General features: G+C 60.0%; 24 protein-coding genes and 1 pseudogene. 12 read left to right on the top strand and 13 right to left on the bottom strand.

What is annotated here, in order from left to right; genetic code table 11:
* Positions 1 to 62 precede the first annotated feature (62 nt).
* A pseudogene (locus tag J5274_RS21420) lies at positions 63 to 832 on the bottom strand (SDR family NAD(P)-dependent oxidoreductase).
* An 840-nt stretch (positions 833 to 1,672) separates the two neighbouring features.
* On the opposite strand from J5274_RS21420, the gene J5274_RS21410 reads away from it, so the two are divergent.
* Together J5274_RS21410 and J5274_RS21405 are read left to right on the top strand one after the other, a co-directional pair.
* Positions 1,673 to 2,302, top strand: a complete 630-nt coding sequence (locus J5274_RS21410) for a recombinase family protein (RefSeq protein ID WP_219274978.1) — start codon at positions 1,673 to 1,675, stop codon at positions 2,300 to 2,302.
* 366 nt (positions 2,303 to 2,668) lie between these two features.
* Entirely contained in the window at positions 2,669 to 4,618 is a 1,950-nt protein-coding gene (locus tag J5274_RS21405) for a nucleoside-diphosphate sugar epimerase/dehydratase (RefSeq protein WP_219274977.1), read from the top strand.
* 45 nt (positions 4,619 to 4,663) lie between these two features.
* Here the strand turns inward: J5274_RS21405 and J5274_RS21400 are convergent, their stop codons facing one another.
* Positions 4,664 to 5,488 carry a glycosyltransferase family 25 protein gene (locus J5274_RS21400; protein WP_219274976.1) on the bottom strand — a complete coding sequence of 275 codons (825 nt, stop codon included), beginning with the start codon at positions 5,486 to 5,488 and terminating at the stop codon, positions 4,664 to 4,666.
* 527 nt (positions 5,489 to 6,015) lie between these two features.
* On the opposite strand from J5274_RS21400, the gene tauA reads away from it, so the two are divergent.
* From tauA to J5274_RS21380, 4 genes are all read left to right on the top strand, one after another.
* The gene (gene tauA / locus J5274_RS21395) at positions 6,016 to 6,987 is read left to right on the top strand and encodes a taurine ABC transporter substrate-binding protein (RefSeq protein WP_374113763.1); all 972 of its coding nucleotides are present in this window, start codon (positions 6,016 to 6,018) and stop codon (positions 6,985 to 6,987) included.
* Between the two features lie 58 nt (positions 6,988 to 7,045).
* Positions 7,046 to 7,837 carry a taurine ABC transporter ATP-binding protein gene (locus tag J5274_RS21390; protein ID WP_219274974.1) on the top strand — a complete coding sequence of 264 codons (792 nt, stop codon included), beginning with the start codon at positions 7,046 to 7,048 and terminating at the stop codon, positions 7,835 to 7,837.
* A complete protein-coding gene (locus J5274_RS21385) occupies positions 7,834 to 8,688 on the top strand; it encodes an ABC transporter permease subunit (protein ID WP_142831689.1) in 855 nt (284 codons plus the stop codon). The genes J5274_RS21390 and J5274_RS21385 overlap by 4 nt, the downstream gene beginning before the upstream one ends.
* Before the next feature lie 187 nt (positions 8,689 to 8,875).
* Positions 8,876 to 9,031, top strand: coding sequence for a hypothetical protein (locus J5274_RS21380; RefSeq protein ID WP_219274973.1), 156 nt, complete (start codon positions 8,876 to 8,878; stop codon positions 9,029 to 9,031).
* Positions 9,032 to 9,101: 70 nt separating this feature from the next.
* Here J5274_RS21380 and J5274_RS21375 read toward each other — a convergent pair whose 3' ends face one another.
* The 9 genes from J5274_RS21375 to J5274_RS21335 all read right to left on the bottom strand — a co-directional run bounded on the left by J5274_RS21375 (position 9,102) and on the right by J5274_RS21335 (position 17,832).
* On the bottom strand, positions 9,102 to 9,293 hold the full coding sequence (locus tag J5274_RS21375; RefSeq protein WP_142831688.1) for a hypothetical protein: 192 nt from the start codon (positions 9,291 to 9,293) through the stop codon (positions 9,102 to 9,104).
* A gap of 168 nt (positions 9,294 to 9,461) precedes the next feature.
* Positions 9,462 to 10,211, bottom strand: coding sequence for a VOC family protein (locus J5274_RS21370; RefSeq protein ID WP_219274972.1), 750 nt, complete (start codon positions 10,209 to 10,211; stop codon positions 9,462 to 9,464).
* Positions 10,212 to 10,265: 54 nt separating this feature from the next.
* Positions 10,266 to 10,868 (bottom strand): alkylhydroperoxidase domain protein, encoded by a 603-nt coding sequence (locus tag J5274_RS21365; protein ID WP_142831686.1) that lies wholly within the window; start codon positions 10,866 to 10,868, stop codon positions 10,266 to 10,268.
* A 9-nt stretch (positions 10,869 to 10,877) separates the two neighbouring features.
* The gene (locus tag J5274_RS21360) at positions 10,878 to 11,525 is read right to left on the bottom strand and encodes a CMD domain protein (protein ID WP_142831685.1); all 648 of its coding nucleotides are present in this window, start codon (positions 11,523 to 11,525) and stop codon (positions 10,878 to 10,880) included.
* Positions 11,526 to 11,552: 27 nt separating this feature from the next.
* A complete protein-coding gene (locus J5274_RS21355; RefSeq protein ID WP_219274971.1) occupies positions 11,553 to 12,602 on the bottom strand; it encodes a putative FMN-dependent luciferase-like monooxygenase in 1,050 nt (349 codons plus the stop codon).
* A gap of 4 nt (positions 12,603 to 12,606) precedes the next feature.
* The gene (locus J5274_RS21350) at positions 12,607 to 14,301 is read right to left on the bottom strand and encodes an ABC transporter ATP-binding protein (protein WP_142831683.1); all 1,695 of its coding nucleotides are present in this window, start codon (positions 14,299 to 14,301) and stop codon (positions 12,607 to 12,609) included.
* On the bottom strand, positions 14,298 to 15,206 hold the full coding sequence (locus J5274_RS21345) for an ABC transporter permease (RefSeq protein ID WP_142831682.1): 909 nt from the start codon (positions 15,204 to 15,206) through the stop codon (positions 14,298 to 14,300). The genes J5274_RS21350 and J5274_RS21345 overlap by 4 nt, the downstream gene beginning before the upstream one ends.
* Entirely contained in the window at positions 15,203 to 16,147 is a 945-nt protein-coding gene (locus tag J5274_RS21340; protein ID WP_209187807.1) for an ABC transporter permease, read from the bottom strand. Before J5274_RS21340 ends, J5274_RS21345 begins: the two co-directional genes overlap by 4 nt.
* A gap of 53 nt (positions 16,148 to 16,200) precedes the next feature.
* A complete protein-coding gene (locus J5274_RS21335) occupies positions 16,201 to 17,832 on the bottom strand; it encodes a TIGR04028 family ABC transporter substrate-binding protein (protein ID WP_374109208.1) in 1,632 nt (543 codons plus the stop codon).
* A gap of 430 nt (positions 17,833 to 18,262) precedes the next feature.
* On the opposite strand from J5274_RS21335, the gene J5274_RS21330 reads away from it, so the two are divergent.
* Genes J5274_RS21330 through J5274_RS21320 form a run of 3 tightly spaced genes read left to right on the top strand, consistent with a single transcriptional unit; the run spans position 18,263 to position 20,860 of the window.
* The gene (locus J5274_RS21330; protein WP_374113751.1) at positions 18,263 to 19,234 is read left to right on the top strand and encodes an aliphatic sulfonate ABC transporter substrate-binding protein; all 972 of its coding nucleotides are present in this window, start codon (positions 18,263 to 18,265) and stop codon (positions 19,232 to 19,234) included.
* 16 nt (positions 19,235 to 19,250) lie between these two features.
* On the top strand, positions 19,251 to 20,096 hold the full coding sequence (locus tag J5274_RS21325) for an ABC transporter permease (RefSeq protein WP_142831678.1): 846 nt from the start codon (positions 19,251 to 19,253) through the stop codon (positions 20,094 to 20,096).
* On the top strand, positions 20,096 to 20,860 hold the full coding sequence (locus J5274_RS21320; RefSeq protein ID WP_209185840.1) for an ABC transporter ATP-binding protein: 765 nt from the start codon (positions 20,096 to 20,098) through the stop codon (positions 20,858 to 20,860). The genes J5274_RS21325 and J5274_RS21320 overlap by 1 nt, the downstream gene beginning before the upstream one ends.
* 31 nt (positions 20,861 to 20,891) lie before the next feature.
* Here J5274_RS21320 and J5274_RS21315 read toward each other — a convergent pair whose 3' ends face one another.
* Both J5274_RS21315 and J5274_RS21310 read right to left on the bottom strand, forming a co-directional pair.
* The gene (locus tag J5274_RS21315) at positions 20,892 to 21,473 is read right to left on the bottom strand and encodes an alpha/beta hydrolase (RefSeq protein ID WP_142831697.1); all 582 of its coding nucleotides are present in this window, start codon (positions 21,471 to 21,473) and stop codon (positions 20,892 to 20,894) included.
* Between the two features lie 222 nt (positions 21,474 to 21,695).
* Entirely contained in the window at positions 21,696 to 21,866 is a 171-nt protein-coding gene (locus J5274_RS21310) for a hypothetical protein (protein WP_153816604.1), read from the bottom strand.
* A 148-nt stretch (positions 21,867 to 22,014) separates the two neighbouring features.
* On the opposite strand from J5274_RS21310, the gene J5274_RS21305 reads away from it, so the two are divergent.
* From J5274_RS21305 to J5274_RS21295, 3 genes are all read left to right on the top strand, one after another.
* Entirely contained in the window at positions 22,015 to 22,770 is a 756-nt protein-coding gene (locus J5274_RS21305) for an ABC transporter substrate-binding protein (protein WP_244615510.1), read from the top strand.
* A 215-nt stretch (positions 22,771 to 22,985) separates the two neighbouring features.
* Entirely contained in the window at positions 22,986 to 24,407 is a 1,422-nt protein-coding gene (locus J5274_RS21300) for an LLM class flavin-dependent oxidoreductase (RefSeq protein WP_219275671.1), read from the top strand.
* Complete coding sequence (locus J5274_RS21295) at positions 24,407 to 25,174, top strand: ABC transporter ATP-binding protein (protein ID WP_142831675.1); 768 nt, start codon at positions 24,407 to 24,409, stop codon at positions 25,172 to 25,174. Before J5274_RS21300 ends, J5274_RS21295 begins: the two co-directional genes overlap by 1 nt.
* Positions 25,175 to 25,179: the final 5 nt, after the last annotated feature.

Raw genomic sequence — 25,179 nt, 5'->3', positions numbered from 1 at the left:
AGAAGCGATCCAGTGACTGGGAACATCAGGCCATGGCCCTAGATTTTCTTAGGTCTGCGCGACTACATTGCTGTATAGCCGCCATCGATGGTCAGCACCGTGCCGGTGAAGTAACTCGATGCGTCAGTGGCGAGAAAGAGAACGGCATTGGCGATTCGCGCGGCTCGCCGAGGCGACCCATCGGCGTCATGTGCATCCATGTGTCGAACCACTCCGTGTTGCTACGGCCGCGCAAGGTCAGCTCGGTGGCGACATAACCGGGTGCGACGGCATTGACGCGCACACCACTCCTTGCCCATTCGACCGCCAGCGACTTGGTCAACAGATTCACGCCGGCCTTGGCAGCGTTGTAGGATACCTGCGGCTGGGGGAAGACGGTGACCTCGCCACAGATGGATGAGATGTTGACCATCCAGCCGCGCCCGGCAGCCACCATGCGGCGCCCGAACGCCTGGGCGCAATGGAAGACACCGCCGAGATTGATATCAAGCACGGACTGCCAGTCGTTTCGGCTCATGTCGAGAGCCGGCGCATTGCGCACAATACCGGCATTGTTGACCAGCACATCAACAGAACCATGCTGCGCATAGATTGTTTCCACGACATCTGCGACCATCGCGGGTTTTGTGACGTCGAGCGCGACGAAGGCAGCCGCACTTCCGGACCTGACGATCGCACGGACGACAATGTCGCCCTCCGTCTGATCCAGGTCGGCGATGACGACACGGGCACCAGCATCGGCCAGCCGTTCGGCGATCGCCCGGCCGATGCCGCGCGCTGCCCCCGTGACAACGGCCGTCTTGCCGTCGAGGCGGAAATCGGCATCACCCATGCCGTGTACCTCCCTGTTCGAGAACCGATTTCAGCACCGGATAGAGTACCCGGTACTGCTGATAGAATTCATTGTAGAGTGCCATTTCGCGAGGCTGCGGCTCAATGCGTTTGCCAGGGCGCACCCAACCTCTCGGACCTTTTCAAAAGCGATATCATATTGCTCTCTGCGGGCACTGCGAAGGTGAACGCCACGCGCGCGATCTTGAAAGCTGGGTTTATAACAGGCCTCGTGATCGACGCCGATAGCGCGCGACAATTGGATGTAATTTTGCAGCGCTAACGGCAGACCTATCTAGGACACGGTCGACGTTCCAACGACATAAGCGGCGGGCATTAGCCTCGAACCATGACGAACCACGGACCTGTCGTGAAACTCCAGCTCCGACCGATCGTCGCCAGTCAGCCTCGGATCGAAGCCATTTAGATGAATGGTCGATCGCTTCGTGATCAATCACTCAATATCTCGCTACCCTCCCCATCTACATTTCTGCAGCGCTGTCTCAGGAACGGTGTCGGCAGCCAAAGTCCAAGCCGCTCTGCGCGGTCGCGCGCCATGCATCGCAGAACAGCACGACGCTGCCTGTTTGGAGGCACGGTGCGATTGTACCGGCGGCATAAGAACAGTTTATGGTTTCAGCGCATCCCACCTTATCGCTCAAAGCATTAAACGTCTCTCTTTCACGTCTAATTATGACAATAAAAGCATATCGTACCGCTCTTGGCCATTGCGTATCTTTCTGAGCCGAAATATTATTCCCACACACAAAGGGGAAACGCCCGTTCTTGAGACCAAAAATATACTACATTTCAAAAATAGCATCTCGTGAGCAGCTGTCTTATGGCCATACATGCCTACCTGCAAAAAAACATTGGTAAAAACGAGGTGACAGACGTCCAAGAGATGCTGGCAAAGTTTGCTGGCGAACGAAACTGGACGATTGCCACCACCAGCGTCGAGACCGAGGGCGGCGCGACATACAACTGTCCGGGCCTTTTCCACCTATTGGCAATCTGCAAGCCCGGCGACATCCTCCTGATCGCCCAAGTTGACCGTCTTACTCGTCTGAACGTCGAAACCTGGGATCAGTTGCGCTCCGAAATCAACGCCCGTGGTGTTCTCGTGGTATCTCCGGCCCTGCCGACAACGTGGGCTTTCGGATCGGCGGAACCGACTGAGCTCTGGGGACCTGTGAATCAGGCGATCAACAGCACCCTTCTCGACGTCCTGGCCACCGTTGCGCGTAAAGCGCAAGAAAATAAGCGCTGGCTTCAGCGTCAAGGTATCGCCGCTACCAAGGCGGCCGGTGGTTATCGTGGCCGTCCGGAGAACACGCGGCGCAACGACGAGATCATAGCGATGCTTCGAAGTGGGAGGACCTGGGAGAGCGTGCGGAATAAGGTCCGATGCTCGAACTCCACAATCGCGCGAATGGCAAAACGCATAAAGACCGAGCCGGTGGACGAATGACCGTCCTCGGCTGCCGCTGAGGCCAAAGCCTTTGGACTGTGGGCGTCCGCCATTCGGGCTTTCGGGGCAGGTGTCAGCGGCGGTGCCGTCGCAAATGGCATCCCCGTGCTCCACCGACCGGACCATCTGCAGTAGGTAGGAATAAGCCGCACCTGATGTCCTGGTCGTGACCGCCGGTTATTGCCCGTCCCCGGATCATCGGTGCAATTGCGCTATAGCGGTGTGAAAAACGCAGCGCGGCTGTCTCGCGCAATTGCCTTTTGCTGTTGGAAGCAGCAAGACATACTAGGTGTGCTGAAGATGGCCGATGCGCCGTGCAGGAATATGAATGCGGACTGGGATGACCGGCGCCTGAGGAAATTGTTGATGGTATCTGCCGATCGGCTCGTTCTGCCCTTTTTGGCTTTGCCGCGCGTAACAAAGCGCGCCTTTGCACTTCTGGTCGACTCCAGCCTCTGTGTCCTTACGGTGTGGTTTGCCTATTGCCTGCGGCTTGACGGGTGGGTGATCCTCGAGGGCGTCGAATGGGTCCCTGCCTTCGTCTCGCTCCTGCTCGCGATCCCGATCTTCATCGTGCTGGGGCTCTACCGCGCGATCTTCCGCTATGCCGGCCTCTCGGCGTTCATGACGGTGGTCAAGGCGGTGGCGATATACGGCCTGGCCTTCATGACGATCTTCACCGCGATCAGCATTCCAGGCGTGCCGCGCACCGTCGGCATATTGCAGCCGTTGCTGCTTCTGATCGCCGTCGGGCTGTCGCGCATGTGGACCCGCTATTGGCTCGGCAACGCTTACCAGCGGCTTCTGAACCGCAATTCGCTGGCAAAAGTTTTGATCTATGGCGCCGGTGCTTCCGGGAGGCAGCTCGCCGCAGCTCTGTCCAATAGCTCGGAGTTGAATGTCGTAGGCTTTCTCGACGATGACAGGCACCTGCATGGCAGTATCATGGCCGGGCTGCCGATCTACGATCCCGCAGACCTGCCGGCACTTGTTGCTACCGGCGAAACACGCGATGTATTGCTGGCGCTGCCGAATGCCACAAGGCAACGCCGCAACGAGATCCTGGAGGCGATCCGCAAGGCCCGCGTCACTGTCCGGACGATGCCCGACCTGACCGCCTTGGCGCAGGGGCGTGTGGCCGTCTCCGACTTGCGTGAACTCGATATCGAGGATCTTCTTGGCCGCGATGTCATTGCGCCCGACCAGGCTTTGCTCGACCGCAACATCCGAGGAAAGGTCGTCATGGTGACCGGTGCCGGAGGCTCGATCGGCAGCGAGTTGTGCCGCCAGATCGTCAAGAACCGCCCCTCGATCCTGCTGCTGGTGGAGCAGAACGAATTCGGCCTCTATCTCATCTTGGGCGAGCTCGAGAAGGCGGCGCTGGCGATCCAGGATGCCGAGATCCGCATTATCCCTTTTCTTGCCTCCGTTCGCGACGGACCGCGTCTGGAGCAGATCATGACGGCATGGAAGCCGAGCACCGTCTACCACGCTGCCGCCTACAAGCACGTGCCGCTCGTCGAGTATAACCCTGCCGAAGGTATCAAGAACAACGTCACGGGGACCGTCGCCGCAGCCACGGCAGCGCAAAAGGCGGGCGTCGAGAATTTCGTCCTCATCAGCACGGACAAGGCGGTTCGCCCGACCAATATCATGGGCGCGAGCAAGCGACTTGCGGAGATGGTGCTGCAGGCCCTCGACGCCGATCGCGTCACCAGCGGCACGACCACGAGTTTTTCGATGGTCCGCTTCGGCAACGTGCTGGGCTCATCGGGTTCCGTCGTGCCGCTGTTTCGCCAGCAGATCCGTGACGGTGGCCCGGTTACGCTCACCCATCCGGAGATCACCCGCTATTTCATGACAATCCCGGAAGCCTCGCAGCTGGTCATCCAGGCCGGCGCCATGGCATCGGGCGGGGATGTCTTTCTGCTCGACATGGGAGAGCCGGTTCGCATCGTCGATCTCGCCCGCCGTATGGTTGAGCTTTCAGGTTTCAGCGTTCTGGACGACGACAATCCGGAGGGCGATATCGAACTGCGGATTACCGGCCTGCGTCCCGGCGAAAAACTCTTCGAGGAACTGCTGATCGGCGACAACCCGCAGCCGACGCCGCATCCGCGGATCATGCGGGCTCGCGAGGATTTTCTTAGGTGGCCGGAATTGTCCGAGCGCCTAGCGGCGCTGGAGAAGGCTTTGGATGAAAATGACATTCCGCTCGCCCAGAGCATCCTGAAGATGCTGGTCTCCGGCTATGCTCCGAACGGAGATGTGGTGGACCTGGTGTTTCGCGAACGCGAGGGAGAGGCCGCCGCATAGACCTGCTCGCGGTCTTTTGTGTTTTCTTTGAGCGCCTGAAAACTTCTAGCGGCTGATCCGCTGGCATCCCCATGTCGCATAGAACCACCGTCGCAGCTGGTCGTGAGCGCGGAACCAGTGGGTTGTCATGCGCAGCATGAAGTGTCGCTTGGCAGCCCTGTAATGCGACCTCTTGCCGATCGTCGTATCTCTTCGATGCGGACTGAATGTCACGAGATTGTCTTCTGTCGAAAACGTCTGGACACCAGTCGACCAGCCGCGTTCGAGAGCGACATCGTAGGGCAACAGAACCGTATTCAACGTCTTTGCCAATTGCAGTGCCGCCTGGCGCGTGACGATATAGCAAGCAGCTGAGCCCTGGGGACCGTGCAGGCAGCGGCCGACGACATCGCCGAGGGTGGTCATAGCGACTGGTCTGAAACCGACCTTTCGGTGATTTGCGAGCTTGATGACGCTGCCCTCGGTTCCAGGCACGGCCGCCACGGCCGCCATGGCCCGCGGGATAAGTGCCGCGTTGAGGTCGACATCATCCTCTATGATGAGGGCCATCGCGTCGCCACTGGCAACGAAGGTTTCAAGAGCCAGCAGGTGGCTTCGATAACAGCCGTATTCGCCGGCGAGGATCGTGCGGCCGTTGTGATAACTGAAGGAGCGGGGATGAAAGCCGACCCGCTCCTCCGCGAGCACAGATTGGCCGTCTACGGCTGCGACCCGAACGAGGTTCAGGCCATGCTGGACGGCCTGGGTGCGGAGGCGATCCCAGCGCTCGATGCAGCGATCCAGATTGATAACGTAAATGAGGAGCGGAGACGCGGGGACAGCCCTGTCAATTCCGCGACAGGCATCCATTCGCTCGACCCGTTCAAGCATTCACTCAACTCCCGACAGATCAGCACGACTAAGGTCGCAACATCCAAAGAAGACGTATAAGTCATAGTGCATAGTGACCCCGATTGCGAGTCCTGGCGTCGTCTCATAGTCGACGCTCCAACGAAAGCTGCCCCGACAGCGTGGGGCGACCGGAGTTGTCACCGCAGGGCACCGCAAAGCGGACCCCGCCGTCGAAAGCCTAATCCATAGCCGGCTGTCATCTGCGAACACCACTTAGGTTTGACGAAAGAACAGATTCGATCTGTCGGCTAACAGCCGACGTCGTCAAGCAGTCATCCGCATCCCCCTGCGTGTAAAGATGCCGGATGCAGCTTTGACAGGAAGCTATTTCCCGACTCATCTTGAATTTTAGTATATTTGAACTGTAAATGCTCAAAGCCCCTGCTTAGCCTATAGTCGCCGGCGTCACAAAAGGCGACGGCTCAAGAAACGGCGACGTGCGCCACATGGGTAGGGACGGGACAATGAAACTCCACAAGGGACTGCTTGCCAGCTTGTTCGGCGCAATGACACTGGTTGCTGCCTTCGGAGCCAGTGCGGCCGACAAAAAGGTCGTCGTCGGCTATCAGACGGATGCCTTGCCGTCGTCGGTCGGCATCGCTAACGGCGCCTTTGCCAAGGCGACCGGCTATGACATCGATTTCCGTAAATTCAATTCTGGCGCCGATATCTTTGCCGCCATCGCCTCCGGTGACGTGCAGGTCGGCTATGTCGGTTCCAGCCCCTTTGCAGCGGCGACTTCGCGCGGCCTGGCCGTCAGGGCCTTCTACCTCTCGTCGATTTCGGGCATCGACGAAGCGCTTGTCGTGCGCAATGGCTCTGGGATCAATACGCTGGCGGATCTGAAAGGCAAGAAGCTGGCGGCCGCTCCGGTCTCGACTGACCACTACCAGCTTCTCGCTCTCATCAAGAGCCTCGGCCTGACCGAAAAGGACGTTCAGGTCTTCGCCATTCCCCAGCCGCAGATCGTTGCGGGTTTCGCGCGCGGTGATATCGATGGCGGCTTCGTTTGGGATCCAGCGCTGACTGAACTGAAAAAGAACGGCAAGGTACTTATCACCTCCAAGGAGGTTGCCGACAAAGGAGCGCCGACCTTCTCCGCCTGGGTCGCCGCTACCGACTTCGCCGACAAGAACCCCGGTTTCCTGAAAAACTTTGCCGGCGTTATCAACGCGTCCTATGCTTCCTTCGCCAACGACAAGGCCGCCTGGGGGCCGGACAGCGACAACGCCAAGCTGCTGGCCAAGCAGCTCGGCGGCACGGCGGAACAGCAATCTGCCGCACTGAAGAACCTGACATTGCTGACACCTGAAGTTCAGGCTTCCGATGCCTGGCTCGGCGGTGGTGAGAAGTCCGGTGCGGCCAAAATCCTCAAGGATACGGCAACGTTCCTTAAGGACCAGGGCAAGGTCTCGGACGTCCTGCCAAGCTACGCCGCCTTCGTCACGCCGGACGCCGTAGTCGCGCCGAGTAACTGATAGCAACTGTGCCGCGCTGTCGTTATTCGCAGCGCGGGAAACGTATTGGATTTCACATATGCTGAAAGTCGAACGCGCCTCCGTCTATTTCAAAGCGCGGGATGGCCGCACCGTGCATGCTCTGGACCGGGTGTCTCTCGACATCCCCGACCAGGGTTTCGTCGTTGCACTGGGTGCTTCCGGCTGTGGCAAGTCGACCTTGCTGCATGCCATCGCCGGATTTCTGCCGCTGTCGGAAGGAAAGATAACCCTGGACGGCCGGCCGATAGAAAAGCCCGGTGCCGACCGTGGCGTCGTGTTTCAGAAAGATACGCTCCTGCCCTGGAAGTCGGTCCTCGACAATGTTGGCCTGGGGCTGAAATTTGCGGGCGCCGGAAAATTCGAGCGCCGCGAGAAATCGGAGGAGCTGCTGCAGCTGGTTGGTCTCGGCGAGTTCGGCAACGCCCTGCCTCATGAGCTCTCCGGTGGAATGCGCCAGCGCGTCGGCATCGCCCGGGCACTGGCGACGGAGCCGGATATCCTGCTCATGGACGAGCCGTTCGGCGCGCTCGACAGTCTGACGCGCGAGCAAATGCAGGAGCTTCTGGTGTCGATCTGGCACCGGTCGCGAAAGCGCATCTTCTTCATCACCCATTCGATCGAGGAGGCGCTGTTCCTTGGCACAGAACTGATCGTCATGTCGCCGCGCCCAGGCCGGGTCGTCGCTAGATTCAGCCTCGATTTCGTCAAGGATCTTGCCAAAAGTGGCGATGCGCGGGCGATCAAGACATCGTCCAAATTTGCCGATCTGCGCGAAGAGATCCGCACCATCATCCACAGCACCGACGACGTCAGGAGCGCTGCCGAATGACCGAACTGACAGAAGCAGCGAGCATTCTCCATCCCGAGGCGGAGGCGACCCATCGCCTCGTCAAGATGCGCACCTTCGGCATAGGCGAGCGATCGACTGCACCGATCAGCATCATCACCGGTATTTTGCTCTTGGCCGCCTGGTGGGGCGTGGCGAAATCTGGGCTCGTCGCCCATCTCTTTCTGCCGACGCCGGAAGAAGTCGTGAAGCAGGCAGTCGCCGTCTACAATGACGGCTATGCTGGCGCATCACTCTGGGAGCATGTCTCGGCCAGCCTGTTTCGAATTCTCTCTGCCGCGTTCGTTGCCTGTCTTTTCGGCGTGCCCGTCGGGCTGGCCATGGGATTGAACCGCTGGGCCAAGGGCGTACTCGACACGCCCATCGAATTCTACTGGCCGCTGCCGCCACTCGCCTACCTGCCGCTGATGATCATCTGGCTCGGCATTGGCGAGACGTCTAAGATCACCCTGCTGGTTCTGGCGATGTTCGCGCCAATCTGCCTGTCTGCCCAGGCCGGTGTGCGGTCCCTACCGATCGAGCGGGTCAACGCTGCGCTGTCGCTGGGCGCCAGCCGCTGGAACCTGTTTTTCGACATCGTTTTGCCCTCGGCATTGCCGGAAATCCTGACGGGCATCCGCATCGCGCTCGGCGTCGGCTGGGGAACGCTTGTGGCGGCCGAATTGATCGCGGCAACCCGCGGAATTGGGTTCATGATCATGTCGGCCTCGCAATTTCTGGCAACGGATGTGGTATTCGTCGGCATCGGCATCATCGCCGCTTGCGCGTTTGCCTTTACGCTGGTGATGCGTGCTTTGGAGGCATGGCTCGTGCCCTGGAAAGGCAAGAGCTGACGCTCCTGTCAGTCGAAACCTCCGCGGAACAAAAGAGAGTAGGTCACCATCAGGAAGCTGGCTCAAGATGCGCGAGTTTCGCCCACTTGACGATCTCGTGCGGCTTTGCAGTTCATTGGCAGAGGTCGCCGAAGAGGGCTATTTTCTGCATTGGGTGCCAGGATCGAAGTAGCGAGATACTGTTGCAATGAGGTCATTGCTGCTGCTCGATGAGCCGACCTCGGCGCTGAATGCGTCCGTCAAGGCCGGCATTCTCGACCTGCTCAACGATCTCGCGGTATCGCATGACATGACGCTGGTCAGCCATGATCCCGGCGTCATCGGACATATGACCAGGCCATAACGATGGAGAAGGGGCGCATCATCGGCGACGCCGACCACGCTGCGCTCGTCGCGCAGGCATCGGCCGTGCGTTAACGACGCCGCCGATAGCGCAGAGAAGACAAGCTGCCGTCCAGTTCGGAAATCTGCGCTAGCAGCTCGTCGGTGGTGCCGTCCTCGCAATCGTCACTTCCAAAGCAGCGGCGCGCCTCGTGCAGATTCAGCCTGTCTTCCAGACTGTCGCGGCAAGACCGAAGGCGACCGAAATAGCGCAGGACGCTCATAGCGTTCTCCATGTCAGACGTGGATGTCTCCGCGGAAACGGTTCTGTCAAATTAGTCTATCCAGCGAGTAGACTAAAGAAATGCAGCCCCGCTCCTGTCGCAATTCTTGAAAAAGATGACCACCGGGTGCCAACCCTCGGCTCTAGATCATCCGGCAACGACCCGCCGCTAAGGACGGATGCGCAGGACGGCGCGATGTGAGCGGCCGATGTCGAGATCCGCGGCGACGCCCCCATGCAGATCGATTGAGGAGACGCCCTCGCCACGCGTTTGCAGACGGCCCTGCTCCGCGCCATGGTCTGGCCCGACGAGTTCGATAATCGACGTGCCGATGGCGATGCGGATATCCTCGCCGGATCGCGTGACGGCATCGTCGCCCAACAGCGCGCGATAACGGCCGGCGCTCGCCGCAATGTCAGCGACATCGACACGAACGACGGCGATGCCCTCAGCGCGGTTGGCGTGCTTGCGGTGCTCGCCTAGAGGCACGCGCAAATCCCGCGCGGTGACATCGCCGCACCAGAAGGGCAGGTCGCGCGTTTCCGGCCGAACGATCTGCCAATCTAGCCTTACGCCATCCGGCCGCACGCGTCCGCCGGAGGCGGGCTCTGTTAAGCTGAGGCCCCGCGCCCGGGCGGCGGCGATACCCGCCTGCGTGTCGTCGGGAGCAAGGGCGAAGTCGACAAAGCCCTCGCCGGCCTCAGCAAGCAGCGTCCACCACGGATTGCCGGGATCGGGCCGATGATAGGCGATGAGCTCGAAATAGGCGCCATCGGCAAACACCACCAGCGCATTATGCGATACGCCGCCATGATGCACGCCGCCGGGATAAACCGTGAAGCCGAGTAGCCGGTAATCCGCAACGGCCCGCGCCAGATCGTTGACGGCGATGACAATATGGTCGAGGGCAAAAGCCATGGCTTGGTTTCCTTTGCGGCAGGATCGTGGGAGAGGTCGGACGCGCAAGCCCCTTCAGGCCGCAGGCGTTGGCTCTCCGAGCGACAGCATCAAGCGGTTGGCCCAGTTGAAGAATGCTGCGCCATGGATGACGTCGGAAATTTCCAGATTGTCCAGCCCCTCGGTCCGCAAGCGCTCAATTTCGGCAGCTCCAAAAACGGAGGGCGTGGCCGTCAGCGCCACGGAGGCGGCGACGATGGCATTCCAGCGGCTGCCGAGATCGGCATCGGTGCCCTCATCGAGAAGCCGCTGCACATCCTCCGTTCGCCTGGAAAAATGCGAGGCAAAACGGGCATGCACCGAGGCGCAGAAGATGCAGCCATTGGAGCGCGATGCGGCGGCGGCGGATAGTTCGCGCTCGGCGCGCGGCAAGCCGGACCTGGTGTTGTAGAAAATGTCTTTGTCCGCCTTGGTGCGGGCGCCCAAGATGTCGGGATCACGGGCAAGCAGCATGAAATAACTTGATTTCGCGCGGGCCGCATCGACGAGGCCGGCCCAATGCCGTTCGGTCAGGTCGGCCTCTTCCAATGGCTGAAGCCAGGGTGTCCAGCCGATCTCGGCCTGGGTAAAGGCGTTCGGGCGATTGTCGATATCGGTGTGGATGATCGTCTCGGTCAAAGTTGTCTCCTACGTGTTCACGGTTGCCGTCGTGTTTGGAGCAGCCAGTCGCTTGGTGCCGGCAGCGGCCAAGGCGGTCAGACCGCCAACCACGCGGATCTGGAAGGCCAGGAAGGCGACGATCTGCGACAGTGTGACGATGGCCGTCGTGCTCCAGCCGGCATCCAGCAGCCTCTGCAACGCCGCGGGGCCGGCCTCGCGCGGCCGGAACACCAGCAGATGGCTGTGCTGCAGCGCTGCCGTCAGCGTCTTGCCAAGCGTCACGGCGTTGAATTCTGAGATGGCGAAGGCCGGCCCCGGCTTGTCCTCCGCCGAAAGCGGCCCGCTCGGGAAGCGTCCGTAAGGCCCTTGCGTCCGTCCCTTTTCAACCTCGGCCTTGATGGCGCCGAGAAGCGACGCGCCGCCAGGAATCTCGGCCAGGCCCGAGGCATAGAAGTCCGCCACCGCATCGGCTCGATGCAGCCCCGCGACGAAGGCGGCCACCGTCAGGCGCTCAGTCCGACTGACATCGCCCGGCTCGGTTGGCTCGAACAGCTCTAGATAGCTCTTCTGGGCATTGGCGCGTGTTTCAGGTCGCTCGCTGCGAATGCGATCAATCTTGGACCCGGAGCTTATTCTGGTCAGGAGGTCGATGACGTCAGGTGTTGACGATGTCATGGGAATACCTTTCTGTTGAAAACGCGATCACATGGTTGCCACACTGAGGCGCCCAAGCGGTCGAATCGACTGCCCGCTCCAGCCTAGCGCCGGCGCGACTTCGCTGGCGATCAGCTCGAGCGAGCGCAGGATATAGGCGTGTGGTGGATCGACGGAGTGCGCCTGGAAGACAAGATCGGTGACGCGCGACAGCGCCGTGTCGGCCTTTAACGAGGCAATGACATCATCCGGCGTCCCGACATGCACGTCGAAGGCCTTGATCAGGCCGGCGGTCGTCCGGTCGGCGATGACATGGCCGCTAGCGACAAAGCGCTCGACGCTGCGCTGAAGGCCGATTTCCGCCAGATGCAACGCCTCTTGCCGGTCGTCGGCGACAAACAGGCTGCGAGAGCCGAGAATGCGGGGTGCACGCCCGGTCGGCAACGCCGCAAGATAGGCGTCGATGATCGGGTTCTGCAGGTCCCAGAGGGTTGCAGACGGTGCCTCCTCCGGTCGCGGTTGGGTGCGCGACAGCATCAGGCCGTCGCCATCGCGGCCGGCCCTCTCGCCGCCGCCGACAGAGAAGGTCGCCTGCCAGACGCGATCCCCGAGGGTCGGCGCCCCCGGATAGAGCCTGTTGCCCCCCGGCAACTCGCCGCCGCTCCAGGCATTGCGGATGGTGGCGAGGTGGCTGGCATAGACGGGTCCGCGTTCGGCGCTTTCAAGGCCAAAGGGCAAGAAAGCTTGCGGCGTGCCACCGGTGCCAAAGCCGACCTCCATCCGACCACCTGACAAGAGATCGAGCACGGCGGTGTCTTCGGCCACCCGCACGGGATTTTCCATCGGCAGGGTGATGACGCCGGTGCCGAGCCGGATGCGCGAGGTCCGGGCGGCAATATCGGCGAGCAGAATGAGCGGCGCCGGCAGGCCGCCTTCCTCCCCGTTAAAGTGGTGTTGCGCCAACCAGGCGCTGTCGAAGCCGAATTTCTCGGCATGGATGATCTGTTCGCCGACAAGGCGATAGCGGGTTTGTGCGTCCGTCTGGTCGAGTACGCGGCTGAAGAAGCCAAGGCGCTTTGGCTGAGAGCAAGCGGTCATGGGATTATCCTGCACTGGTAAGGGCGGCGCGCGTCAACAGCTGGTAGCGCTTGCCCGGAATGGCTTCGAGCAGCTCGCGGGTGTAGGCGTTTTGCGGATTGCCGAAAACGTCTTCCACCGCGCCATCCTCGACCAGCCTGCCGTTGTTGAGCACGGAGACGGTGTCGGCGATTTGTCGGACGACAGAAAGATCGTGTGAGACGAACAGATAGGTGAGGCCGAGATTTTGCTGCAACTTTTCCAGCAGCGTCAGGATCTGTGCCTGGACGGTAACATCGAGGGCGGACACAGCTTCGTCGAGCACAAGAATCTGCGGATCGAGGACCAGCGCCCGGGCAATGGCAACGCGCTGCCGCTGGCCGCCGGACAAAGCCCGCGGCTGGCGCTGCAGCACATCGGCCGGCAGGCCGACCTCTTCCACCATCGCCGCAACTCTGTCGAGCCGCTCTGCCGGCGCGATCCGCTCGAAATTCAAAAGTGGCTCCTCGACGATCCGGCGGATCGTCTGGTGCGGATCGAGCGAGCCGAACGGGTTTTGATAGACGAGCTGGATTTTCTTGCGAAAAAGCCGCAGCGTCTCGCCCTTCAGCGAAGCGAGCTCCAACCCATCGATGACGATCCTACCCGTCGTCGGGCGCTGGAAGCCGGCGACGGCGCGGATGGTCGTGGTCTTGCCGGAGCCGGATTCGCCGACAATGGCATGGGTGGTGCCGCGCCGGACGCGGAACGAAATGTCGTTGACAGCCCGAAAACCCGCACCCCTGCCCTGTCCAAACTCCTGGACGAGGTTTTCGACGACGATGATGTCCTTCGAGAGATCGTTCGCCGGCTGCGTATCGTCTGTCTGCTGCGCGGCAATGGCCGCAAAGAGCCTTCGTCTGATGTTAAGAGACGGCGCATCCGCCAAGAGCTGACGGGTATAGCTGCTTTTCGGCTGCCGCAGAATTTGGGCGGTGCGGCCCTGCTCCTGGATGACGCCGTGCTGCAGGACGACCAGCCGGTCGGCGCGGTCGACGGCGACCCCGAGGTCATGGGTGACAAGCAGCACCGCCGTCCCCGATTCCTGCCGCAGCCTGTCGATCAGCTCGAGGATGTGCCGCTGCACTGTGACATCCAGCGCGCTGGTCGGCTCATCGGCAATGATCAGCGATGGCTTGAGAGCGATGGCGATGGCGATCAGCACCCGCTGCTTCATGCCGCCGGACAGTTCGTGGGGATATTGCCCGGCGCGAAGTTCGGGCTGATTGAGGCCGACCCGATGCAGCAGTTCGATGGCGAGCTTATAGGCCTGCGCACCCGAGGCCTTGCCGTGGATGGTGAGGATTTCTGCCACCTGTCGGCCTATTGTCTTGACCGGGTTGAGCGCATTGCCCGGGTCCTGAGGGATAAGGCTGACGACCGAACCGCGAATACCGTTCAATCGCTTCTGCGGCCATCGTGCAATGTCCTGGCCATTAAGGCGGACGCTGCCGCCTTCAAGCCGGCCGTTAGAGGGCAGCAGCCCGATGATAGCCTGCGCCGTGGAACTCTTGCCGGAACCGGACCCACCGACCAGCGCCACAACCTCGCCGGCGGCGACGGTAAAATCGATGCCATGAACAGCGGTGCGCCATCCGTTCCGGTCCTCGTAGCCGACCGTTAGGCCGGAGACGTCGAGGGCATGCAAGGCGGCGTTGTTAACTGTCTGAACGATGGTCATATCCGCGCCCTCCCAATGGCTTGGCTGACACGATTGACAGAGAGTACGACCAATACGACGACGATGCCGGGTGCGGCCGTCAGCCACCAGGCGGTCGCGATATAATTTCGCCCCTCGGCGATCAATAGCCCCCATTCGGGTGTCGGCGGCGGTGCGCCGAAACCGAGGAAGCCAAGCGTTGCCAGCTGCAGGATGGCCCAGCCGATCTGCAATGCCGTAAACCCGATGACGGATGTCAGGGAGTTCGGCAGGATATGGCGCCAGAGCACCTGTAGGAAAGTGCCGCCACTGCCGAAGGCGGCCTCGACATAGTCGCTGCGGCGGACGGTGACGACCTCCGAGCGCACCAGCCGGGCAAAGCTGGCGATTGAGGTGACGCCGACGGCGATGGCGGCGTTGGTCGTACCGAAGCCAAGTAGCGCGATGACGCTCAGCGAAAGCAGCAGCGCCGGGATCGACAGCAGCACATCGACGAAGCGCATGATGGTGGCATCAACCCAGCCGCTGAGCGAGCCGGCGAAAATACCCATCGTCGTGCCGACGACAAGCCCAATGGAGACGGCCGCAAGCGCGCCTGACAGCGAATTGATCGACCCATAGACGATGCGACCGTAGACGTCGCGGCCGAGCGAATCTGTGCCGAGCAGATGCAGCGCGCTCGGTGCCTTGAGCTGCTGGCCCGGCTGGCCGGCAAAGGGGTCGTAGATCGTGAACAGACCCGGCACAATGGCCCACAAAGTGACGACGGCAAGAACGATGATGCCAAGGATCAGGCCCGGTTGGAGACGACGGATCAACCCGCGAGAGCGTCGATGTTCGGGCAGCAGGACTGGTGCTGGCGCAGCTGCGCCAACGCCGGTTTCCGCTGTTTCGACGGTATGTCCGGCTACATCGAGAAGGCTCATCGGATCCCTCCAAAAGCAACTCTCAGCCTCGGGTCGAAGACTGGATACAAGAGGTCAACGACGAGGTTGATGACCACGAAGGCGGTGGCGGAGATAACGACGATCGCCTGCAGCACAGCGACATCCTGACTATTGACCGCCTGTTCCGTCAGGCTGCCGATGCCATTCAGCCCGAAGACGGTCTCGGTAACGACGGCGCCGGCCAAAAGTTCGCCGAACAGTACGCCAGCGACGGTCATGACGGGAAGCGCCGCGTTTTTGGCGACATGCCGCCAAAGCACCCAGGCATGCGACGCACCCTTGGCACGGGCCACCGAGACAAAGGGCCGCGTCAAGACCTCATCGATGTTTCGCAACAGGATTTGCGCCATCGGCGCCGAGATCGGCACGGCAAGTGTCAGCACCGGCAGGATCAGACCCTGCCAGGGGCCGGGGTTGATTACCGGGACGAGGTGGAAGCGAAACGAAAACAGGTGAATGAGCATGATCCCAAGCCAGAAGGCCGGTACAGAGATGAAAAGCGCCGGGATCGACTGGATGAGGGTGCGCAATCGTCCGAAGCCGGCGATGTTGGCGAGCACGGCGATGACCATGGCAAACAGCGTTGCGGTCGCAAAGCCGAGGCCGGCAAGCCACAGGGTGGCCGGTAGATTGGTGGCAAGCTCGGAGCTGACCGGAACGCCGGCCTTGAACGAATAGCCGAAATCGCCCGTCAGAAACTTGCCTATGGCGCGAAAATATTGCTGCAATATCGAGCCATCAGCAGCGTAGGCGGTACGGAGCTCCGCCAGCTGGTCGGGGCTGAGGCCATAGTCCGGATTCTGAAATTTGATCAGCACCGCATCTCCAGGCATCGCCTGCAGCAGCAAGAAGGAAACCGTGAAGCTTACCCAGAGTACCAGCACCGCCTGCCCTACTCTGAACATGATATATCTTGGCATGACAGACCTCATCAACTGCATTGGCCCGGACGTCTGGCCGGGCCAGATATGTTTCAGTGTTCGGCAAGCCAGGTGTCGTAGAAGCTTGGACGGCCGACGGATTCAAAGGCAATGCCGCGGACATAAGGCGCGCTGGCAAAGACTTGCGGCTCTTCGAAGATCGGGATGACATAGGCCTGGTCGAGCAGATATGCCTGCGCCGCCTTGGAGGCGGCAAAGCGTTGGGCGCTGTCGGTTCCCGACGCAACGCTTTCCAGGAGTCCGTTCAGCTTGGCATCGACGAAGGTCGCCTTGGCGTTGAGACCGCCCTTCTGCAGCAATGCATCGCGGTTGAGCGGGTAGAACTGGCTTTTGATCACATCGGGATCGGCGCGGCCGACTTCGGCAACCACCAGCGGCGTTTTATCGGGATTGACGGTGTCGACGACGACATTGCCCGAGGTGCCGGCCAGCACTTGCAGCTTGACACCGACCTTTGCCCACTGCTGCGCCACGAGCTGCAGCACAGCCTTGTTCTGCGGCTGCGGCAGGGATTCGTAGACGGCCAGCGTTAGTGGCTTGCTGTCCTTCTGGCGAACGCCGTCTCCCCCCTTCGCCCAACCAGCCTCATCGAGAAGTTTTTCCGACAGCGCCGGGTCGTAGGATAGCTTATCGGACAGATCCTCATAGGCCGCGGCGGATGACGAAATCACGGATTTGGCAGCCGGGTAGTTGGCAGAAAACAGGGTCTCGACGATCTCCTTGTTGTTGGTCGCATGCAGAAGCGCCTGGCGCACCCGCACGTCGGCCACCAGCGGGTTCTCCGGTCGCAAGGCAATGCTGTCGTTGACGCCGCGGGTCGGCGCGGCATAGATCGGGAAGCTCTGGTCGCTGACCTGCTTTTCGTCATAGGCTTGCAATTGGCGGATGAAATCCGCTTGCCCTGACAGCAGCGCGCCGATGCGAACGCTGTCTTCGCCGGTAATTATGTATTTGAGGCTATCGAGATAGGCGCGCCCCTGATGCACGAGCTTCTGAGGACCCCAGTTGTAATCGCCGCGTGCCGTCAGCGTCAGATCCTTGCCGATGGTCTCGGCTGCGACCGTGAAGGGGCCGGAACCGATGATTTTCGTGGCGTCGCCGAGTTGCTCGAAGGGCAGGCCTAGCGTCTTCAACGACACCAACCCGGAGCCGATCACAGAGGTCCCCTGCAGGAAGCCGGGCGCCGGTTTCTTGAAGACAAATTTTACCGTTTGCGGATCGATAACTTCGCTGTGGTCATAATTGTTGATGACTTCGGAAACCGGCTGCTTCAGTGCCTTGTTGCCATGTCCAAAAGTATCGAAGTTCCTGGCCACCGCGTCGGCATCGAGCGGCGTGCCGTCGGAGAAGGTCACGCCCTTGCGCAGCTTGAAGACATATTCGGTGGCATCGGTGTTTACAGTCCAGGAGTCGGCTATCCACGGCTCGATCTCCAGCGTCTTTGGGTTCTGGTAGGTCAGCTTGTCAGTGATCTGGTTGAGGATGCCGCCGTTCGGGTAGAAGCCGCCGGCCGGCGGATAGAGATTGGTGTGGGCCTGCTGCTCGAGATAGACCAGCGTGCCACCTGGTACCGGTTTCGCGACATCCGCCGTAAAGGCAGTCGATGACAGCAGCGATGCGATGCCGGCGAATGTTGCGGCCATGAAGGTAGTCTTGTTGCGCATGGGAGAGCCCTTGATGTGAATTCCTCTCAAGGGTACGGCATGCGGCTGCAGGCGCAATATTCTCTATTAAATTAGTGTGCTATTTTTGTCGGTATATGCAAAACAACCGACGCGTAAGATCGTCTTTCCTTGCAACTTGTCTCCGATCCCATCCGCAGACCCTGTCTCGCGGCTCGTTCGGTATACAACTGCGACATCGGCCAGCACTTGCCCGTGGCATTGTCGCCGTGAATGCGGCACGCGGCCTAGACATCAGTTGGCCTATCCCCACCGCTCGGGATGTCCACTGCCATCGGCACAGCTATTCTCGAAAAATTATTCCTGTTGAGGCAGCCGAATGAGAGAAATCTGCGTCCCGCATCGGGGTGCCTTCTCTTACGATTGCGATAAGACAATTTTTTCGTCAAATCAAAAACAAGAGGCAGCCCAGATGATGTCGACGATCAGAGCTACATTCTTGGGAGTTGCAGTCGCCGTCGGCATGGTCGCCGGGTCTGCAGGGGCGGCCCAGCTTTCAGAGATCCGCATCGACTGGGCTACCTACAATCCGGTAAGCCTGCTTCTCAAGAAGGAGGGCTTGCTGGAAAAGGAGTTCAAGAATGACGGCATCAAGATCACCTGGGTGCAGTCGGCCGGATCCAACAAGGCGTTGGAATTCCTTAATGCGAGCTCGATCGATTTCGGCTCGACAGCCGGCGCCGCGGCGCTGATTGCCCGTGTCAACGGCAATCCGGTCAAATCGATATATGTTTTTTCGCGGCCTGAGTGGACGGCTCTAGTCACCCGTGCAGACAGCCCGATCAAGTCTGTAGCCGACCTCAGGGGCAAATCCATCGCAGTCACGCGTGGCACCGATCCACACATATTCCTCGTGCGCGCGCTGGCAGATGCCGGGTTGACAGAAAAGGATGTCAAGCTTGTGCTGCTGCAACATGCCGACGGTAAGCTCGCCCTATTGCGTGGCGATGTTGACGCCTGGGCGGGCCTCGACCCCCTGATGGCATCGGCCGAGGTCGAAGAGGGCGCGAAGCTCTTTTTCCGCAAGCCCGAGAACAATACCTGGGGCGTGCTGAACACCACGGAGACGTTCGCTGCAGAGCATCCAGACATCGTGAAGCGCGTGATTGCGGTATACGAGCGGGCACGCCAAGATGCCCTAAAGCACCCTGAAGCGCTCAAGGCGGCGCTGGTCGAGGCAGCGAAGCTACCGGAAAACGTGATCGACAAGCAACTCGAGCGCACCGACCTCACCAAGCCGACCATCGGTACAGCCCAGAGGGAAACCGTTGTCGCGGCTGGAAAGGCATTACAGAAGGCCGGAGTCATACAGGCAGGGGCGGATGTCGAGAAGGTGGCAGGTGAACTAATCGATACGGACTTTGCCGTCACAGATACTCGGTAGGGTTACGGTTCACTCCATGACGGATGCAGCCGAAGTCAGGCAGACTATCGATAAGCAAGCCGCGAGCGCCCGCAAACGACGGGCGCTCGCGGCTTTTTCCGTGCGCATTGCCAAGGCAATTATCATTCCCGCTGGTCTACTCATTTTCTGGGAAGTGGCTGTCGATCTCGGCTGGATGGGTGGACGGTTGATGCCGCCGCCGTCGATGGTGATGAAGACAATCTGGGCACTGTTGCAGAGTGGCGAGTTGCTGACACATGTGTGGATCACGACGCTTCGCGTCCTGCTGGGATTCTGTATCGGAACCGTGGCTGGCACCATTGCCGGCGCGCTGACGGGCTATTTTCCGCTGGCTCGCCAGTTGCTCGATCCGACCCTGCAGGCGTTAAGGGCCATCCCCTCAGTCGCCTGGGTGCCCTTGTTCATCCTTTGGCTCGGTATCTTCGAGACATCAAAAATCGCGCTGATTGCCGTCGGCGTGTTCTTTCCTGTCTATCTTGGCTTTTCCGGCGCGCTGCAGTCGGTCGATCGCAAGATCGTTGAGGTCGGCCGCATCTTTCGGCTGTCAGGTTTTGCGATGGTCGGGCGCATTTTGCTGCCAGCGGTGTTTCCTGCCTACGTGATTGCATTGCGGGCTGGTCTTGGACTTGGCTGGATGTTCGTTGTCGCCGCAGAGTTCATGGGCGCTTCCGAAGGACTTGGCTACCTGCTCGTCGACGGCCAGCAATTGGGGAAACCGGCGCAGATCATGGCGGCTATTGTCTGTTTTGCAATTATCGGCAAGGCAACCGACAGCTTGCTGGTCTTGGCCACCGCCCCTTTGCTTCGCTGGCAGGACACTTTCAACCGGGGGCAGAGCTGATGTTGTCGTTGCAGGGTCTTTCAAAAACATTCGCCGGCGGCATGCACGCTCTTGAGGGAGTTTCACTGCGGGTGAGACCCGGCGAGATCGTCGCCGTGATCGGCGGCTCCGGCTGCGGCAAGAGCACGCTGCTGCGTCTAGTTAGCGGCCTTGATCACCCAAGCCGTGGCCGTGTGATGCTGGGCGCAGAAACGATTTTGGAACCGCACCCTCGCATCAATCTGATTTTCCAGGAGCCGAGGCTGCTGCCGTGGTTGACGGTGGCGGGCAATGTGGGCTTTGGATTGCCGAAACAAACCGCTATCAACCGGGTTGGCCTTGTAAATGAGGCGCTGGAGAAGGTCGGCCTCTCATCCTATGCGGCGCGGTGGCCGAAGGAGCTTTCGGGTGGTCAAGCGCAACGTGTGGCGATTGCGCGTGCCTTGGTGACCCGCCCAAAAGTCCTGCTTCTCGATGAGCCGTTTTCGGCCTTGGACGCATTTACCCGAATAGATCTGCAAGACCATCTTCTCGATATCTGGGATGATACGCGGCCGACGCTGATCCTCGTTACTCACGACATCGAGGAGGCAGTAGCGTTGGCAGACCGGGTCGTTGTCATGCGCCCACGTCCTGGTCAGATACTCGATGAGGTTGCGATCCAGCTGCCAAGAAAGCGAGACAGGACAGCCCCCGCCTTTGAAGCTAAAAGACGCGAAATCCTGGCGCTTCTGAATATGTCGTTACAATCTGCAGCGTGTCAGATGACCGCAAGTCGATCGTGATCAGTGTGTTACCAGTCGGACATCGCCGACGTCACCGAACCGGGCACGTCGGCAGTTCGGCCACTGACCTGCGACGGCGGGTGCGTGACTTCATACCTTCAAGCAGCTGATAACCGCCGCTCCATCGACCAAAGCCACTGGCCGTGTTGATGTGTCCGGCGTTACCGATATTCTTTATCTCTGCGCCCCAGCAACGGCCGACCAGCGTCAGGCGGTCGAGCGACATGTAGCGGTCGTTGAGGCTGCCAACGACTTTAGTGGGAAAAGGCAATTGCCCCATCGGCATGTCGCCGAAGAGGACTTTCCCGGGGTGAAGAGTGTGGGTCGGCTCTAGATCACAGGGCGCGACGAGCAGCGCGGCCTTGACCTGTCTGGCGGCGCCTCTCCCGGCGAGGTGTGCGGCGAGCAGGCAGCCAAGGCTGTGGGCAACGATATAAGCCTCGCCGACAGCATCGAGCGCCTCTTCCAGACGCAGCATCCAATCACTGAGCCTCGGATTGTTGAAATCATCCTGAACGACGCATAGGCTGTCAGGCTGGTCCCGCAACCAATGCTGCTGCCAGTGTGCCTCATCCGATCCGAATAGCCCCGGCAAGATTAGGACTGCGGTCATGACCTGATTTTCTCCCTCAAGAGGATTCTGGGACGCGAACAATCCCTGGTCCTGCTCGTTGAGCTCCCCTCAGACCAGTCCCGCGACAAATGCGAACAGGAACAGGAATGCGAAGACGACCGCCCCCGTCTCAGCGCAGCGCGCTAAGCTGCGCCTCAGATCGACCGGCTGAATAAGCTGCAAATGCCAAGTGTATCCAATGACATAGCTCATATATGGGCCTCAATACCACGGTGCAGGGCTGAATCCCCAATAGTACATCTCGTATTCACTGGTCGGGCGCTCGCGCTCGTGCTCTGGAAACACCTCAGGGGTGCGCAATTTCTGCCGCTGTCCACGCTCGAAAAGAGTGGCGAGACGCAGTGTCAAATGTCCAAAAAATTTTGGCTTCATGCTGATCCCCTTCTGTCTATTGAGCATTTGAATGATCCTATCGTCGACGTGGTATCTGCGGCTTGCGGGTGCCAGATACAGCCCGGTCGGCCGCCACATACCAATATTGTCGATAGAGTTAGTAGATTGAAGAAATGAACGCCTAACCTTGAACCTGAGCCCGAAAAATTCGCCTGCGCGCACTGTCTTCGGCGCAACGCTTCCGTATCCGCATCAATTCAAAGAAGCCGCCATTCGACAATTCGGCGCTGCGTCAGCGCCGGTCTATGCCATCGACAAGGACGGCATAACACAAGGTATTCTCGACGGCCTCAACAAGCCGCTTGCGCAGATGGTGACTCCGGCGCATTTCGACTGGAGCGACAGTGTTTCGGGCCTTGAATACGATCTCGACAGAGCCACGGCGCTGATCGCCGCAGCCGGCAAACCCCTAAAATTACACCTGACGACTGGCGCGTTCTTCGACCAACGCGTTGCTGAAGCTATCCTGCAGGAATTGCAGGACCTAGGTTTCGATGCCGATATGGTTCAGGTCGACACCCCGCCTTTCTGCAGCTTATCCAGAAGGGGACGGCAGATGGCCCCACCCTCGCCATCAGCGCGTTCTCCTGCGCATGCCGACGACGCCCTCTCCTCATTGTTCCACCCCGGCAGCAGCTGGACAGTCGCGAAAAGGCCGGAAATCGGCAGCCTGGTCAACAAGGCTGGCTCGTCCTCAGACGACAAGCGCCGCCTCGCCGACTCGCAAAAAAGTCTCGAACTGGATCGCCAAGGGCATCCCCACTGGGCCGCTTTACCAGATGGTGGCAATCTACAGCGCAGCGAGGCCCTTAAATTTCAAACCGACGCCGAACGAAAGCTTCTCGATCAACCGCATGAGTGGCGATGGTTGATTGGATTATAGCGGGCTTGAAGCGCTCGCTAGCCAATGTGTGGAAGGATTATAGTCAATGGAAAATAATTCGAGCTCACGGCTGACCAAGTGTCAGAGATGACCTCCGGCAGCGCAAAAGGAGAAAAAAACTCTACGAAGTACTCTATTAAAAATATATACTAACTATGCATTTGGAAAGCGGCCGATTAGATTCTCGTTCAGTAAAACGAGCAGCCGGAGCCGCCATGTCGCGTTCAATTCGCTTCAATGCCTTTGATATGAACTGCGTCGGACATCAGTCTCCCGGCCTATGGAAACACCCGCGTGATAGGTCCTGGAAATACAAAGACTTAGATTACTGGCAGGACTTGGCTAGAACACTTGAGCGGGGAATCTTCGATGGCATCTTCATTGCCGACGTGATCGGTTATTATGACGTTTATAAGGGTTCGAACTATCACGCCATTGAGCAGGCGGCACAGATTCCAGTCAACGATCCTCTGCAGTTGGCGGCACCCATCGCGCTTGCGACCGAACACCTGGGCATCGGCATCACCGCATCGACATCGTTCGAACATCCCTACACCTTCGCGCGCCGCCTCGCGACGGCCGATCACCACACTAAGGGGCGCATTGGCTGGAACATCGTGACCTCGTATCTTGAAAGCGGTGCGAAGAATATTGGCCAGCTTGGTCTGAAGGGGCATGACAACCGCTATGAAATCGCTGCCGAATATGTTGAGGTCCTATACAAGCTGTTCGAGGGCAGCTGGGAGGAAGGCGCAGTTCAGCGCGATGCGGTTCGCGGCATCTTCACCGACCCCAGCAAGGTGCACGAGATTGGCCACAAAGGCAAATACTTCGATGTCCCGGGCTATCATCTGAGCGAGCCCTCGCCGCAGCGTACGCCCGTCCTGTACCAGGCTGGCGCCTCAGGGTCGGGCAAGGCTTTCGCCGCAGCACACGCGGAATGCGTCTTCGTTGGCGCGCCGACCAAATCATTGCTCAAAGCCTATGTCGCCGAGATCCGCCAGCGGGCTGCCGATGCCGGTCGCGATCCACGCAAGGTACTGATCTACAATCTCTCAACGCTGATCATCGACGAGACGGACGAGAAGGCACGAAAGCGCTTCGAGGAATACCAGGCCCATAGCTCTTATGACGGTTCGCTGGTGTTCATGTCAGGCTGGAGCGGCATCGATTTTGGCCAGTACGCGCCGACCGATGCTTTGAAGAAGGTCGAAACCAATGCGATCGTTTCGATGGTCGAGCATTTCGCTGGCAAGGACAAGGCGTGGACCGTGGAGGAACTCGCCCGCTGGGGCGGCATCGGCGGTGTTGGGCCAGTCTTCGTGGGTTCGCCGTCGACTATCGCCGACATCCTGCAGGAGTGGTCGGAAGAGACCGATGTCGATGGCTACAATCTTGCCTACGCGGTAACGCCCGAAAGCTTCGAGCAGGCCGTCGATCTGCTCGTACCGGAATTGCAGAAGCGCGGGGTCTATCCAACCGCGTACCGGCCGGGAACGTTGCGGGAAAAACTGTTCGGCGAAGGTCCATATCTTGCCAAATCTCATCCCGCAGACGCATATCGCGACATCGAGGCTTTCAAGCGCCGCCAGACTGAACGGGCGGCAACGCAACAGCTTAGAACTGCGGGCTTGTAATGTCGGCGCTTCTGGAACTGCATCACGTCTCACTTTCCTTCAAGGGCGTTACTGCGATCAGCGCCCTTAGCTTCTCGGTGCAGCCGGGGGAAATCTGCGCCCTGATCGGGCCGAACGGCGCAGGTAAAAGTTCGCTGCTAAACGTGATCAACGGAGTCTATCATGCCGATTCAGGCGACGTCGTCTTTGACGGCCTGCGCTTCGAGGCAATCCGGCCGCAAAAGGCCGCGCGTCTCGGCATCGGGCGAACCTTTCAGCATAATGCTCTCTTTCGTAGGCTTTCGGTCCGCGAGAACGTGTTGGCCGGTCTTTCACGGCATGGCAAGGCAAGTTTTGTCGAGAACATCCTACGCATCGGGCGCGATTGGGAGGAGCGGCGGACATTCCTTGCCCGCGCCGAAAGTATACTAGCCTTCCTCGGCCTCGAGCGGCATGCCGAGACCATCGTCTCGACCCTGCCCTACGGCTTGCAGAAGCGGGTCGACCTTGGTCGTGCCCTCGTTGCTGATCCCAAACTTCTTCTCCTCGACGAGCCGATGGCCGGCATGAACCAAGAGGAAAAGCATGAGATGAGCAGGATCATTGCGGAGGTCAACCGGACCTTCGGGACGACCGTCGTGCTGATCGAGCACGATGTCGGCATCGTGCTCGACCTTGCTCATCATGTCGTCGTTCTAGACTACGGCCGCAAGATCGCCGACGGCCTTCCTGCTGAAGTGCGCGCCGATCCAGACGTCATCGCGGCCTATCTCGGCACGGTTCATTGAGGAGA

The organism is Rhizobium sp. L51/94, assembly GCF_019355555.1.
Lineage (GTDB): Bacteria > Pseudomonadota > Alphaproteobacteria > Rhizobiales > Rhizobiaceae > Rhizobium > Rhizobium rhododendri.
This window is presented reverse-complemented; position numbering and strand designations above follow the sequence as displayed.